General features: G+C 70.1%; 10 protein-coding genes. 8 read left to right on the forward strand and 2 right to left on the reverse strand.

All coding sequences use genetic code 11. The features are described from left to right. Positions 1–4: 4 nt before the first annotated feature. From HCR12_RS01820 to HCR12_RS01835, 4 genes are all read left to right on the forward strand, one after another. On the forward strand, positions 5–442 hold the full coding sequence (locus HCR12_RS01820) for a DUF3817 domain-containing protein (protein ID WP_166868885.1): 438 nt from the start codon (positions 5–7) through the stop codon (positions 440–442). Then, positions 439–2,013 (forward strand): glutamine-hydrolyzing GMP synthase, encoded by a 1,575-nt coding sequence (gene guaA, locus HCR12_RS01825; protein WP_166868887.1) that lies wholly within the window; start codon positions 439–441, stop codon positions 2,011–2,013. Before HCR12_RS01820 ends, guaA begins: the two co-directional genes overlap by 4 nt. Positions 2,014–2,338: 325 nt before the next feature. Next, positions 2,339–3,655: an MFS transporter gene (locus HCR12_RS01830; protein ID WP_166868889.1), complete on the forward strand. Its 1,317-nt coding sequence runs from the start codon at positions 2,339–2,341 to the stop codon at positions 3,653–3,655. A 55-nt stretch (positions 3,656–3,710) separates the two neighbouring features. Next, complete coding sequence (locus HCR12_RS01835; protein ID WP_166868891.1) at positions 3,711–4,379, forward strand: hypothetical protein; 669 nt, start codon at positions 3,711–3,713, stop codon at positions 4,377–4,379. Between the two features lie 6 nt (positions 4,380–4,385). Here the strand turns inward: HCR12_RS01835 and HCR12_RS01840 are convergent, their stop codons facing one another. Continuing rightward, a complete protein-coding gene (locus tag HCR12_RS01840; protein WP_166868893.1) occupies positions 4,386–4,910 on the reverse strand; it encodes a hypothetical protein in 525 nt (174 codons plus the stop codon). A gap of 44 nt (positions 4,911–4,954) precedes the next feature. Between HCR12_RS01840 and HCR12_RS01845 the strand changes: the two genes are divergently transcribed. From HCR12_RS01845 to HCR12_RS01860, 4 genes are all read left to right on the forward strand, one after another. After that, positions 4,955–5,944 (forward strand): glycerophosphodiester phosphodiesterase family protein, encoded by a 990-nt coding sequence (locus tag HCR12_RS01845; RefSeq protein ID WP_166868896.1) that lies wholly within the window; start codon positions 4,955–4,957, stop codon positions 5,942–5,944. 167 nt (positions 5,945–6,111) lie between these two features. Continuing rightward, positions 6,112–7,635: a S1C family serine protease gene (locus tag HCR12_RS01850; RefSeq protein WP_166868898.1), complete on the forward strand. Its 1,524-nt coding sequence runs from the start codon at positions 6,112–6,114 to the stop codon at positions 7,633–7,635. A gap of 134 nt (positions 7,636–7,769) precedes the next feature. Further along, positions 7,770–10,154 carry an ATP-dependent helicase gene (locus HCR12_RS01855; RefSeq protein WP_166868900.1) on the forward strand — a complete coding sequence of 795 codons (2,385 nt, stop codon included), beginning with the start codon at positions 7,770–7,772 and terminating at the stop codon, positions 10,152–10,154. 32 nt (positions 10,155–10,186) lie between these two features. Next, entirely contained in the window at positions 10,187–11,152 is a 966-nt protein-coding gene (locus tag HCR12_RS01860) for a hypothetical protein (protein ID WP_166868902.1), read from the forward strand. 124 nt (positions 11,153–11,276) lie between these two features. Here HCR12_RS01860 and HCR12_RS01865 read toward each other — a convergent pair whose 3' ends face one another. Further along, complete coding sequence (locus tag HCR12_RS01865; RefSeq protein ID WP_166868904.1) at positions 11,277–14,183, reverse strand: aminotransferase; 2,907 nt, start codon at positions 14,181–14,183, stop codon at positions 11,277–11,279. Positions 14,184–14,284 lie beyond the last annotated feature (101 nt).

Here is a 14,284-nt window from a genome sequence, read left to right on the forward strand (position 1 = left end):
GGCCATGCCCTCCGGACCCCGTCTCGCCGATATCCCGCGCCTGCGGACCGCACTGAAGGTCTACCGCGTCTCCGCCGCCATCACCGGCGTGTTCCTGCTGCTGCTCGTCGTCATGATGGTGCTGCGCTACGGGTTCCACGTGGATATCGAGCTCGGCGGCCCCTTCGGGTTCCTCGCGCTGACGCCGATCGGCCAGATCACGGCGATCAACCTCTCGATCGTGATCCTCGCCGCCCACGGATGGTTCTACGTGCTCTACCTGGCATGCGACTTCGTGATGTGGCGCCTCGCGCGGTACTCGTTCATGCAGTTCCTGCTGATCGGCCTCGCCGGTGTCGTGCCGTTCCTGTCGTTCTACTTCGAGTTCTACGTGCCCCGGTACATCAACGGGCGCATCGACAACACACTGGCGGCGAAGGCCGCCGAGGAGGTTCCCGCGTGAGCGAATCCACCGCGCAGCGCCCCGTGCTGGTCGTCGACTTCGGCGCCCAGTACGCGCAGCTGATCGCCCGACGCGTGCGCGAGGCTGGCGTCTACAGCGAGATCGTGCCCCACACGATCAGCGCCGATGAGCTCGCCGCGAAGAACCCGATCGGCATCGTCCTCTCCGGTGGCCCGTCGAGCGTCTACGAGGAGGGCTCGCCCTCGCTCGACACCGGCATCCTCGAGCTCGGCATCCCCACCTTCGGCATCTGCTACGGCTTCCAGGTGATGGCGCAGCAGCTCGGCGGCGAGGTCGCCAAGACCGGCTCGCGTGAGTACGGTGCCACCGAGGTGCGCGTCGCCGAACGCGGATCGCTGCTCACCGACCAGCCCACCACCCAGATCGCGTGGATGAGCCACGGCGACTCCGTCATCAAGGCGCCCGAGGGCTTCACGGTGCTCGCCTCGAGCGACGTCACCCCCGTCGCCGCGTTCGCCAACGACGAGCGCAAGCTCTACGGCGTGCAGTGGCACCCCGAGGTGAAGCACTCGGTGCACGGCCAGGCCGTGCTCGAGAACTTCCTGCACCGTGCCGCCGGCATCCCCGCCGACTGGAACTCCGGCAACGTCATCGCCGAGCAGGTGGAGCGCATCCAGAACCAGATCGGCTCCGGCCGTGTCATCTGCGGCCTCTCCGGCGGCGTCGATTCGGCCGTCGCAGCCGCGCTCGTGCACAAGGCCGTCGGCGACCAGCTCGTGTGCGTCTTCGTCGACCACGGCCTGCTGCGCGCGGGCGAGCGCGAGCAGGTCGAGAAGGACTACGTGGAGGCCACCGGCATCCGCCTCGTCACCGTGGACGCGCGCGAGCGCTTCCTCGCCGCGCTCGCCGGCGTCACCGACCCCGAGACCAAGCGCAAGATCATCGGCCGCGAATTCATCCGCACCTTCGAGCAGGCGCAGGCCGAGCTCATCGCCGAATTCGCCGCCGAAGGCGACCCCATCCGCTTCCTCGTGCAGGGAACCCTGTACCCGGATGTCGTGGAGTCGGGCGGCGGCACCGGCACCGCCAACATCAAGTCGCACCACAACGTGGGCGGCCTGCCCGAAGACCTGCAGTTCGAGCTCGTCGAGCCGCTGCGCACCCTCTTCAAGGACGAGGTGCGCGCCATCGGCCGCGAACTGGGCCTTCCCGAGGCGATCGTCGCCCGCCACCCCTTCCCCGGCCCCGGCCTCGGCATCCGCATCATCGGCGAGGTCACCGAGGAGCGCCTCGAAACCCTCCGCGCCGCCGACCTCATCGTGCGCGAAGAGCTCACCGCCGCGGGTCTCGACGCCGAGATCTGGCAGTGCCCCGTCGTGCTGCTCGCGGATGTGCGCTCGGTGGGCGTGCAGGGCGACGGCCGCACCTACGGTCACCCCATCGTGCTGCGCCCCGTCTCGAGCGAAGACGCCATGACCGCCGACTGGACGCGCCTTCCGTACGACTTCCTGGCCCGCGTCTCCAACCGCATCACCAACGAGGTGGCGGATGTGAACCGCGTGGTGCTCGACGTCACGTCGAAGCCGCCGGGGACCATCGAGTGGGAGTGAGCCGATAACCGGCTCACTCCGGCGGGCGTCTCGCCCGCCGGCCGCACAGAAGGGCGAGGCCGATGGCCTCGCCCTTCGTCGTTCCTGCGAGCCACTTCTCTGGTCGCGGGGCGGAAACTGATCGCGCGCCGCATGCCCCCGCGCCCTTCGGGCGCTCCCGCCAGACCCGATGCCAGCGTCGCGCGACCAGCATCCGCCCCACTCCTGCTCCACGTTCGAGTGGGCGGCGCCGACCACCGCGCTGGCATGAGCGGGTACCCTCGCCCCCCTGAGTCTCCGCCGTGAGGGGGAGGCGCGCGTCGGAGGTCGGTGGGAGACTCGACCGGTGAACGACACCACCACCCCCCGGGCCTGGAAGCGCGACACGACCATCTTCCTGACTGGTCAGACCGTCTCGCTGTTCGGGTCGATGCTCGTGCAGTACGCGATCATGTGGCACCTGACTCTCGAGACGAAGTCGGGCCTCGTGCTGACGCTGTCCGTGGTGTTCGGCATGCTGCCGCAGGCGATCGTGTCGATCTTCGGCGGTGTGTGGGCGGACCGTCTCAACCGCAAGTGGCTCATCGTGGGTGCGGATGCGGCGATCGCGGTGACGACGGTCGCGCTCGCGCTGTTCATGATGTCGGGCTACACGGAGCTGTGGCTCATCTTCCTGACGCTCGCGATCCGCTCGACGGGAGCCGGCATCCAGAGCCCTGCGGTGATGGCGCTCATCCCGCAGCTCGTGCCCACGGATCAGCTGCTGCGCATCAACGGCATCTTCCAGTCGATCCAGTCGGCCATGATGCTCATCGCACCGGCGGCGGCCGCCGCGATCTACGCGTCGGCGTCGATCATCGCGATCTTCTGGGTCGATGCCGCGACGGCGATCATCGGCATCGGATTCCTGCTGCTGATCGCGGTGCCGACGGTGCGCACCGAGATCACGTCGGGGTACTTCACGGATCTGGCGAAGGGCGTGCGGTACACGTTCAGCCACCGCTTCGTGCGCTGGATCATGGTGGTGTTCGCCGCTGTGTTCGTGCTGACGGTCGCGCCGTCGATGCTCACGCCCCTCATGGTGGTGCGCGAGTTCGGCGACGAGGTCTGGAAGCTCACGGTCAACGAGCTCGCGTTCAGCGTGGGCATGCTCGCCGGCGGGATCCTGATCGCCGTCTGGGGTGGGCTCAAGAACCGCGTCCACATGATCCTCGGATCGTCGGTGCTGTTCGGTGCGCTGACGCTCGCGCTCGGCCTCTCGACCGACATGTGGCTGTTCTTCGGCTTCATGCTGCTCGTGGGCCTCGCTGTTCCGTTCTTCTCGACCCCGTCGACGACGCTCCTGCAGGAGCGCGTCGACCCGGAGTACCAGGGACGCGTGTTCGGGTTCGTGGGCGTCGTGATGGCGACGGCGATGCCGGTGGGCATGGTGGTGTTCGGGCCGCTTGCGGATGTGGTGCCGGTGCAGTGGGTGCTCATCGGCGCCGGAATCCTGACGTTCGTCGTGGTGGCGATCGCCGCGCTGATTCCCGCGGGCCGGCATGCGATCGCGATCGGCGCGGAGCTGCCTCCTGCGAGCGACGAAGCCTCTGCCGGGGGCGCCGACGCCCCAGCGGCGGACGCCGAGGCACTGGATCAGAGCCGGCGACCCCGCGGCGAGTGACGCGCCCCCGATCAGGGGACTGCCCGCCCCGAGGGCAGCGCCCTACGCTTCAGGCATGCAGGTGAACCGGGTCCGCGATCGCGCGCGCGCCCTCATCGACGATGCGGGAACCTCATCGCCGACACCGCTGTTCATCGCCTTCGTGACGACCCTCGCGCTCGCGGCGCTGTTCGCCTACCGGGGTGGTCCGTCGGCGACAGCGACGCTCGATTTCCTGGTGCTGGCGGCAACCGTCTCCGCCGCGGCGCTCGGTGCGTTCGGGGGACTCGTGCTGTGGGCGACGCGCGCCGGGCATCGCGCGGCGAACCTCGCCGCGGTGCGCCCGGGGGCGCTGGTGATCCGCAGCACCCGTGTCGCCGGCCTCCGGCAGGCGCTGCGCACGCTGCGCACCCGCCCGCCGTTCGTGCCGTTCGGCCTCACTCTCCTCGCCGATGACACGGGCGTCGAGCTGTGGGCAGGGTCCGCAGAGCACCCGCTGCGTCTCGGACGCGTGCCGTGGGAAGCCGTCGCCGGAATCCGCGTGACGCACGTGACGCGCTGGGGGCGAGCTGCAGATGGCATCAGCGTCGCGCTGCTGGACGGAACGCACGGTGCGGCGGTGGAGTTGCCGTTCGCGCTCGTCGGCTCGGGACTCGCGGGCCTCTTCACGCCGCCGCGGGAGGATCTCGACGCGCTCGTCGCCGAGCTCGAGCGCCGGAGGCTCGCCTCGTACGCGACCCTCTGACGACCCTCACTCGAGACGGGCGCGGCGTTCTCCGATGAGCCGCGCCATAAGGCCTGCGAGCCACGCGCAGAGCACCATCGTCGCGAACACGGCGGCGACCGCGGGCAGCATCCGCGAGTAGTCATGCTCGAACATGCCGCCCGTGATGACCGCGACGGCGATCACCGGGATAACCGTGAGCGTCGTGATCGCGGGGCGGTGCCGCACGAGCAGCCAGCAGAGGTACGGGATCGCGAGCACGAACGTGAAGCGCGGGCCCGCGAGGAGCAGGAACGAGCCGAGCATCGACAGCGGGAGGGCGACGAGTCGACGCCAGCCGGCAGACGGCGCGACCCACCACCCGACGGCGTGCGCGGCGGCACCCATCGCAAGCGCCCACAGGGCGACATCGTTCGACCCCGCGATCACGGCTCCGCCGCCGATGGTGAGCCAGCCAGCCGCCCACAAGCGGGTCGCCGGGTCTCCCCACCGCAGGGGGATCAGCGACGACGGCTCCCTGAAGGCGGACGTCGGTCGGGCTCGCGAAGTCATCCGCGCCAGCGTATCGCCCAGCGCAGAGGTTCTATCGTGGTGGGGTGAGTGTGGAGCGTCGACCCTGGGTCATCGGGCACCGCGGGGCGAGCGGCTACCGCCCTGAGCATTCGCGCGCCGCGTATGAGCTCGCCTTTGCGCTGGGTGCTGACGCGGTGGAGCCCGACATCGTCGCGACGCGCGACGGGGTGCTCGTGCTGCGCCACGAGAACGAGATCTCGGGGACGACCGATGTGGCCCAGCGTCCCGAGTTCGCCGACCGTCGCACGACGAAGCGCATCGACGGCCAGAGCCTCACCGGCTGGTTCACGGAGGACTTCACGTGGGATGAGCTCGCGACGCTGCGGTCACGGGAGCGGCTGCCGAAGACCCGCCCGCATTCGGTGACGTTCGACAGTCGGTATCCGATCATGCGCCTCGACGATCTGCTCGACCTCATCGCCGACGCATCCGAGCGCCACCGCCGCCCCCTCGGCCTGGTCGCCGAGGTGAAGCACGCGACCTACTTCGACTCGATCGGCCTGCCGCTCGGCGAGCTCATCGCGGACACGCTGCGCGGCTTCGACGGACCGCTCGTCGTGGAGAGCTTCGAGGAGACGGTGCTCGGTGAGATCCGCGAGCGCGGCGTCGACGCCCGATTCGTGTACCTGCTCGAAGCGAAGGGTGCGGCCCCTGATCTCATCGCGCGCTACGGCGCATCCGCTCCCGACTACAGCACGCAGCTCGACGACATGGGACTGATGGAGCTCGCGGGCCGTGTCGACGGCATCAGCGTCGACAAGTCGCGACTCCTGAAGCCGGACGTTCGGGCGGGTGTGGAGCTCGTGGAGCGCGCGCATCGTGCGGGGCTCGAGGTCTACACCTGGACCCTGCGCCCCGAGAATCGGTTCCTCGTGGAGGAGAACCGCACGGACGCGGGGCAGGCGGCGTGGGGCCGGTGGCGACAGGAGTTCGAGGCCGTCTTCGCGACGGGGCTCGACGGCGTGTTCGCCGATCACCCGGATCTCGCGGTCGCGGTGCGCGACGGTCTCTGAGGTGCGCTGACCCGAGCCGCGTCCCGTGCACGACGGGACAACTCGGGATCGGGTCGAGTCGCCCGTCCCTGGAGCGCGGGACCGCTGCGCGGCCACTCTCATGGAGCAGATGCGCATCGGCATGGCCGGTGCGACCCAGACATCCCCCACTCCAGGAAGAGATCACCGTGAACACCACCACCCTGCGTCGCGCGCTCGCCGTGGGCGCGACCGCCGCCATCGCCGCGAGCCTCACCTCGTGTGCGCTCGTACCCCAGGCGGACGCCCCCTCCGGCAGCGTCGGCTTCGACGCCGTGCAGAGCGCCGTCATCCAGCTCGAGGCCCGAGGCACGTTCGTCGATCCCGAACAGGGTGGCTACGAGTCCGCCGGTCGCGGGTCGGGCTTCATCATCTCGGCCGATGGGCTCGCGATCACCAACAACCACGTCGTGGTCGGCGCGGGCACGCTCGACGTGTGGCGCGGGGGCGACCAGAGCGACACACTCGACGCCCGCGTGCTCGGCGCATCCGAGTGCCTCGACATCGCCGTCGTGCAGCTCGAGAAGGGCAGCTACCCCTACCTCGACTGGCATGAGGGAGAGATCGCCACCGGCGCCGATGTCTACGCCGCGGGCTTCCCGCTCGGCGACCCCGACTTCACCATGACCCGCGGGATCGTGTCGAAGGCCGACATCGAAGGCGACACCTCGTGGGCGTCGATCGACTCGATCATCGAGCACGATGCGAAGATCCGCCCCGGCAACTCGGGCGGGCCGCTCGTCGACGGATCCGGCCGCGTCGTGGGCGTCAACTACGCCGGCGAGACGACCTACGACTACAACTTCGCGATCCACCGCGATGAGGTGCAGGACGTCATCGAGCAGCTCATCGCGGGCGAGAGCGTGATGAGCCTCGGCATCAACGGCATGGGGGTCACCGGCGAGGACGGCGGGCTCGGCGTCTGGGTCTCATCGGTCGCCGCCGGATCCGCCGCCGACCAGGCGGGGATCGAGCCCGGTGACCTGATCACCCGCATGCAGGGGGTGAGCGTCGGCACCGACGGCACCATGCGCGAATACTGCGACGTGCTGCGCACCCACGGCACGGAAGCGGCGCTCGACCTCGAGCTCTACCGTCCGTCCGAGGAGGCGTACTTCCGTGGTCAGGTCAACGGCGACGAGCTGACCGCCGTGCCCGTCATCGGCGGCACGGGAGGCGGGGGCAGCCAGTCGAGTGGCGACTTCATCGATGTCGTCGACGCGAACGGCAACCTCTCGGTGCAGGTGCCGGCCGCGTGGCGCGACCACGCGCTGGCGCCGTTCACCGACGAGAACGGGGACGAGTGGTCGCAGATCGTCGCGAGCACGGATGTCGCGGCGTACCAGTCCGGATGGACGGTCGCGGGTGTGAACCTCATGGCATCGGCGACGGCGCACGCGAGCACCGACATCCACAACCTGCTCGACGCCACTCGCACCAGCGTCACCGCCGATGGGTGCACGTCCGCCGGCCCCCAGCCGTTCACCGACGGGTACCACACGGGCGAGTACGAGTACTACACCGACTGCGGCTCCACGAAGTCCGACTACATCGTGATCGCCGCGCTCGCGGACGACGGGAGCTACCTGATCTACGTCGCGATCCAGGCGATCGACGAATCGGATCTCGCCGCCGTCGACCGCGTGGTGAGCAGCTTCATCGCGGGCTTCTGACCCCCCTGACCCCCCGAATGCCGGCCGGCGCCGCTCCCAGGCGCCGGCCGGCGCCATCGTGTTCGGCACGAGGCTCTGAGGCCGACCGAGGCACCCGGCTGACGGTCGGGGGCCCCGCCTAGACTGGGGCCGCCATGACCTTCCTCCTCGACGGATTCGACACCGACCCCGGTGGCGCAGCTCCCGCGTCCCTCGCCCCCGAAGACCCGCTCCTCGCCGGACTGAACCCGCAGCAGCGGGAAGCCGTCATGTACCGCGGCAAAGCGCTCCTCATCGTCGCGGGAGCCGGATCCGGCAAGACGAGCGTGCTGACCCGCCGCATCGCAGGGCTCCTGTCGACCCGCGAAGCGTGGCCCAGCCAGATCCTCGCGATCACCTTCACCAACAAGGCCGCCGCCGAGATGCGCGAGCGCGTGCATCAGCTCGTGGGCGGTGCCGCCGACGGCATGTGGATCTCGACGTTCCACTCGGCGTGCGTGCGCATCCTGCGTCGCCAGGCGGAGGTCATGGGTCTCAAGCAGGCGTTCACGATCTACGACTCCTCGGATTCGAAGGCGCTCCTCAAGCGCATCATCAAGGAACTCGAGGTCGACACCCTCGGGCTCACCGTGCCGAGCGTCGCCGGGAAGATCTCGAAGCTCAAGAACGAGCTCACCGACGCCGACACGTACGCGCGCAGCGTCAACCCGAACGACCCCGCCGAGGTTGCCTTCATCGAGGTGTTCCGCCGCTACACCCACGGCCTCCGCCGGGCCAACGCACTCGACTTCGACGACCTCATCGCCGAGACGGTGCACCTGTTCCGCGCGTTCCCGGACGTCGCGGCGCTGTACCAGCGTCGGTTCCGTCACGTGCTCGTCGACGAGTACCAGGACACCAACCACGCCCAGTACGCGCTCATCCGCGAGCTGACGCGCGGGATCGAACCGCAGCATGTGCCGGCGGACACCCGCACGCGCACCGACGCGACGGGCGGCATCCCCGGCGCCTCGCTCACCGTCGTCGGCGACTCCGACCAGTCGATCTACGCGTTCCGCGGCGCCGACATCCGCAACATCGTCGAGTTCGAGCGCGACTTCCCCGACGCGAAGGTCATCCTCCTCGAGCAGAACTACCGCTCGACGCAGAACATCCTCGACGCCGCCAACGCCGTCATCTCGATCAACTTCGACCGCCAGGAGAAGAACCTCTTCACCACCGCGGGCGCGGGCGCGAAGATCACGGGCTTCACCGGCTACTCCGCGTACGACGAAGCCCAATTCGTGGCCGACGAGATCCAGAAGCTGCACGAGCAGGGCGAGTCGTACAAGGACATGGCCGTGTTCGTGCGCGTCAACTCGCAGACGCGCGCACTGGAGGACATCCTCATCCGCTCGGCGATCCCGTACCGCATCGCCGGCGGCACCAAGTTCTATGAGCGCGCCGAGATCAAGGACGTCATGGGCTACCTCATCCAGGTGGCGAACCCCGCCGACGACCTGGCTCTGCGTCGCATCATGAACACCCCCAAGCGCGGCATCGGCCCCGCGACCGAAGCTGCCCTGCAGGCTCACGCCGACCGCATCGGCACGCCGCTGCGCGAGACGCTGCGGGAAGCCGACCAGCTGGGCCTCGGCCCCAAGGTCACGAAGGCCATCATGGATCTCGGGAAGATCCTCGACGACGTCGAGGCGATGGTCGAGACGAAGCCCCCCGCCGACGTGCTCACGGAGCTGCTCGTGCGCACGGGCTACGTCGACGCTCTGCGCGCGACGCGCGACGCCCAGGATGAGGTGCGCGCGGAGAACGTCGAGGAGCTCCTGTCGTTCACGAAGGAGTTCGCCAAGCGCAACCCCGAGGGGCGTCTCATCGACTTCCTCACCGAGGTTGCGCTCGTGGCCGCCGCCGATGACATCGACGACGAATCCGGTGCCGTCACGATCATGACGCTGCACACCGCGAAGGGCCTCGAATACGACACGGTGTTCCTCACCGGCATCGAAGAGGACCTGCTTCCGCACCGCATGTCGGCGGGGGAGCCCGGCGGCATCGCCGAAGAGCGGCGCCTGTTCTATGTGGGGATCACGCGCGCCAGAAAGCGCCTTTACCTCTCGCTCGCGATGACGCGCGCCCAGTTCGGCGACACCTCGGTGGCGCTGCCGAGCCGGTTCCTGCAGGACATCCCCGGGCACCTCATCGAATGGCGCCAGTCGCCCGGCATGGCCAACTCGCGAGGCGGCACGCAGTCGCGTGCCCTCAACGGGGGCCGCTCGTCGCGACCGAGCTTCAACTACCGCGACTCGCTGCCGCCCGCACCCAACCGGGAGAAGCGCGAATGGAAGTCGGCGGTCACCAACACGGTCCGCGACAACGGCGACCTCACGCTCGAAGCGGGCGACCGCATCCGTCACACCGACTTCGGCGACGGCAAGGTCGTGAACGTCACCGGAGAGGCCCCGAAGGCGATCGCCGAGGTTCAGTTCGAGACCGCGGGCCGCAAGCGTCTGCTCATCAAGATCGCACCCATCGAGAAGCTGTAGTCCGCGTCGCACGTCAGGCGTAGCATCCCCGCATGACCCTCAGCGCGGAGCTCGCCGACTGGCTGCTCGACTCCGATCCCTCCATCCGCTGGCAGGTGCTGCAGGATCTGCTCGCCGCCCCCGCGGAGGAGGTCGCGGCCGAGCGAGCGCGTGTGGCCCGCGAAGGGTGGGGTGCGCAGCTGCTCGCCCTGCAGGAGGGCGACGGCCGCTGGGACGGCGGCACCTACCGCCCCGGATGGGTCGATGAGTCCAAGCCCGCGTACGACGCCTGGACGGCGACGCACTTCTCGCTCACGAGCCTGCGCGAGTACGGCGCCGACCCCACCGACCCCGCTGTGGTGCGGGCCGTCGAGCTCGTGCGCGACAACGTGCGCTGGGAGCACGACGACGAGCCCTACTTCGAAGGCGAGACCGAGGCGTGCATCAACGGCACCGCGCTCGCCAACGCCGCGTACTTCGGCCGCGGCGTCGAAGGGCTCGGCGGGCAGCGGATTGTCGAGACCCTGCTCGACGACCGCCGCGCGGACGGCGGCTGGAACTGCTGGAGCGATCCGGTGTCGTCATTCCATCCCACGATCTGCGTGCTCGAGGGCCTGCTCGAGTGGGAGCTCGCGGGCCACGACGATCAGGCCGTGCGCGAAGCTCGGCTCGGCGCCGAGGAGTACCTGCTCGAACGGCGACTGCTCTGGCGGCGCAGCACGGGCGAGCTCATCGATCCGCGATTCTCGATGCTGTCGTGGCCTGTGCGGTGGTTCTACGACGCGCTGCGAGCCCTCGAGCACTTCCGCCGTGCCCGGCCCGAGGGCGACCCGCGCCTCGCGGATGCCGTGGCGCTGCTGCGCGGCAAGGCCGACGCCGATGGATGCTTCACGCTCGAGCACTGGCACGAGGGTCCCATCCCGTTCAGCCTCGGGCGCGAATACGAGGGCATGCCCTCGCGCGCCGTCACCCTGAACGCGCAGCGCGTGCTGCAGTGGGCCGACAGCATCGGGCTCTGAGTACCGGCGGGATCCGTCGCGCGGGCCGCATCACACGTGGAGGGGTCGCAAACGGCCGCTCTCCCCGGCGTGTCGCCTGCCATTTGCGACCCCTCGGGGATCGGAGGCGGGCGGATGCGGGTGGTCAGCGCCGGAGACGGGTGAGCACCGCATCCAGGCGCTCGACGAAGTAGTCGGCGTCGGCGGCGGTGAGCGTCATCGGCGGCTTGATCTTGAGCACGTTCTTGCCGTCGCCCGTCGGCAGCACGATGACGCCCTCAGTGAGCAGCCCTTCGCACACCGCTGTCGCGAGCGCGCCGTCGGCCGTCATCGCGTCTCGATCCGAGACGAGCTCGAGGCCGAGGTACAGCCCCATGCCGTGCACCGCGCCGACGGACGGATGATGCGCACCGAGCGCGGCGAGACCGTCGCGCAGATGGTCGCCCACGATGCGGGCGTTCTCGATGAGCTGCTCGTCCTCGAGGATGTCGAGCACGGTGTTGCCGACGACGCAGCTCACGGGGCTGCCGCCCGCCGACGAGAAGAAGCTGCCCTCGGCGGCGAACGCCTCGGCGATCGCGCGCGTCGTGATGACGGCGCCGAGCGGCTGGCCGTTGCCGATCGACTTCGCGATCGTGATGACATCCGGCACCGCGCCCTGCTGCTCGAACGCCCAGAAGTGGTGGCCGAGACGCCCGAAGCCCACCTGCACCTCATCGGCGATGCAGAGCCCGCCCGCGGCGCGCACGGCTGCGTAGACGCCCGCGAGGTAGCCGTCGGGAAGCAGCACGCCGCCTCCGTTGCCGAAGACGGCCTCGCCGATGACCCCAGCGGGCGGGGCGCCCTCGGCGACGAGCTGGGACACGAGCTCCGCGAAATCAGCGACGTATGCGGGGCCCGAGTCCGGGCCGCGATAGGTGCCGCGCACGGGGTTCGGCACATCCGCGAGCCGCACCCAGTCGGGGCGCGAGGAGAGCGCGTGCGGGTTGTCGTTGAGGCTCGACGACACCGCATCCGAGGCCATCGACCAGCCGTGGTACGCCTCGCGCAGGCCGATCACGGTGGGGCGCCCGGTCGCCGCACGCACGAGGCGGATCGCGAGATCCACGGCCTCGGTGCCGCTGTTGACGAGGAACACCGTGTCGAGACCCTCCGGGGCGAGGGCGGCGAGGCGCTCGCTGTAGCGCACCAGCTCGCCGTAGTGGAAGCGCGAGTTGGTGTTGAGGCGGCGCCACTGGGCGGCCGCCGCCTCGGCGATGCGCGGATGTCCGTGGCCGACCGCGGCGACGTTGTTGACGATGTCGAGGTAGCTGCGGCCGTCTTCGTCGAGAAGGTAATGCCGCCACCCGCGCTCGATGCGCGGCGGGTTCGCGAAGTAGCGCTCGTGCACGCGAGCGAAGGCGGCTTCGCGGCGCTCGAGCAGAGCGGATGCGGGCACCGCTGTCGAGGAGGGAACCCCCGGATCAGGAGAGGGCGCCTCGATGCCGATCCAGGCGAGCGGGTCGGGGCAGACCTCAGCCCAGAGCGCGCGCTCGCTCGCGCGGATGCGGGTGGGCGGAGTGAGGCCGGGGAGCCGGGCGGCAGCGATGCGAAGGCGCTCGCCGGAGGTGCCGAGCGGGTCGCCCGCCGCGACAGCGCCCGTCGTGGCGTCGCGCGCGCCGTCGATGCGCAGCTCCGCCCCGCCGGCGGCGAGCACGAGCGTGCCGTCCTCATCGACGCGCGCCTCACCCGCGAACGGAGCCGCGAGCGGGGTGCCGGCGTCGAGGAAGAGCGAGACTCCGAGAGAGACGGACCGCGGAGGGGTGGAGCTGAGGGCGATGCCGTGATCGGGGCGGGCTTCGCCGTGGCGGGTGGCGACGACCGAGCCGGGTTCGCGCGTGCGCTCCGCTTCGGCCCCCGCTGTGCCGCCGTCGAGCCAGGCGCCCGCATCCCACACGGAGGAGTACACGGACAGGTCGAGGTGCGTGACGGCGGTGCCCTCATGCAGCAGCGACGCGGTGGCAGCGGGGGCGTCGGCGAGCGGGCGCAGGGCGGCGCGTAGCACCAGCGCGGCTTCATCCATCCTCGTCTCCAGCGCCGTGCGCAGCACCGTCGCGTTGCGATCCACCTCGCGAGAGACGTGCGGATTGTCGTCGTCGAGGGCGAGCTGGTGGTGAGCGGCGGCCACCAGAACGGCGGCGCGCAGTGTGACGAGCGGCCACAGCGCCCGGATCTCCGCGTCATCGAGCGGCGTGATCGCGTCGAAGGCGCGCACCTGGTCGAGCACGCGCCAGGGCTCCCCGGGGGTGTGGGCGAGCAGTGTCGTCGTGCCCACCGCGAGCTCGGCGACGCGCCACCCTGACGACAGGTCGCCGAAGTCGATGACGCCCGAGATGCGCTCGCCCGCGGCATCGGCGACGACGTTGTCATCGGTGATGTCGCCGTGGATGAGCTGCACCGGCAGACGGTCGGCCAGATCGCGGAGGCGCTCGGTGGCGCGCTCGGCTGCGGCCGTCACGCGGGCGCGCTCGTCGGGGTCCGGGATGCTGGGGGTGAGCTCGCGAACCAGATCGGAGGCGAGCCTCAGATCCCACCCGGTGCGCGGTGCCTCCTCGTGCGGCAGGCCGGCGAGGGCGGCGGCCACGCGCGCGGCTGTCTCGCCGAGCGATGTCGCGAGAGCGGGTGAGGGGGGCAGCTCGGTGAGCGGTGTGCCTTCGATCCACGTGACGCAGCGCACGGGGAGCTCGACGCCGTCGACGTGCGCGAGCGCGAGGTCGTCGCCCGCGAGCGTCTGTCGGGCGGCGGGCACCGCGATCTCGGGTGCCGCGGTCGCGATCCGCTCGAACGCGAGGTGCTGCAGTCGCAGCTGCTCGATCGGGAGGCCCGGGTTGCCGAGCTTCAGCACGAACCGGCCTTCGGGGGTGTCGACGCGGAAGTTGCGGTCCTGCTGGCTCCCGAGCTCGACGGCGGTGTCGGCGTCGAGGCCCCACAGCTCACGCAGGACGCGCGTCGCATCCGCGATCCCTACGTTCGGGCGCGGCAAGCTGAAGTCGACGGATTCAGACGTGGACACGACAACACCTCTTCATGTGCGGGTGTCTCGAATCCTAGAGAATCCGCTGGCTGGCTGGCTGGCTGGCTGGCTGGCTGGCTGGCTGGCTGGCTGGTCGGTGT

The organism is Salinibacterium sp. ZJ70 (assembly GCF_011751865.2).
In the GTDB taxonomy this organism is placed as follows: Bacteria; Actinomycetota; Actinomycetes; order Actinomycetales; family Microbacteriaceae; genus Homoserinibacter.

Bases quoted from the DNA above. Each gene is read 5' to 3' on its own strand.
- HCR12_RS01840 (WP_166868893.1), bottom strand. From the start codon at position 4,910: ATGACTTCGCGAGCCCGACCGACGTCCGCCTTCAGGGAGCCGTCGTCG.
- HCR12_RS01835 (WP_166868891.1), top strand. From the start codon at position 3,711: ATGCAGGTGAACCGGGTCCGCGATCGCGCGCGCGCCCTCATCGACGAT.
- HCR12_RS01860 (WP_166868902.1), top strand. From the start codon at position 10,187: ATGACCCTCAGCGCGGAGCTCGCCGACTGGCTGCTCGACTCCGATCCC.
- HCR12_RS01855 (WP_166868900.1), top strand. From the start codon at position 7,770: ATGACCTTCCTCCTCGACGGATTCGACACCGACCCCGGTGGCGCAGCT.
- HCR12_RS01820 (WP_166868885.1), top strand. From the start codon at position 5: ATGCCCTCCGGACCCCGTCTCGCCGATATCCCGCGCCTGCGGACCGCA.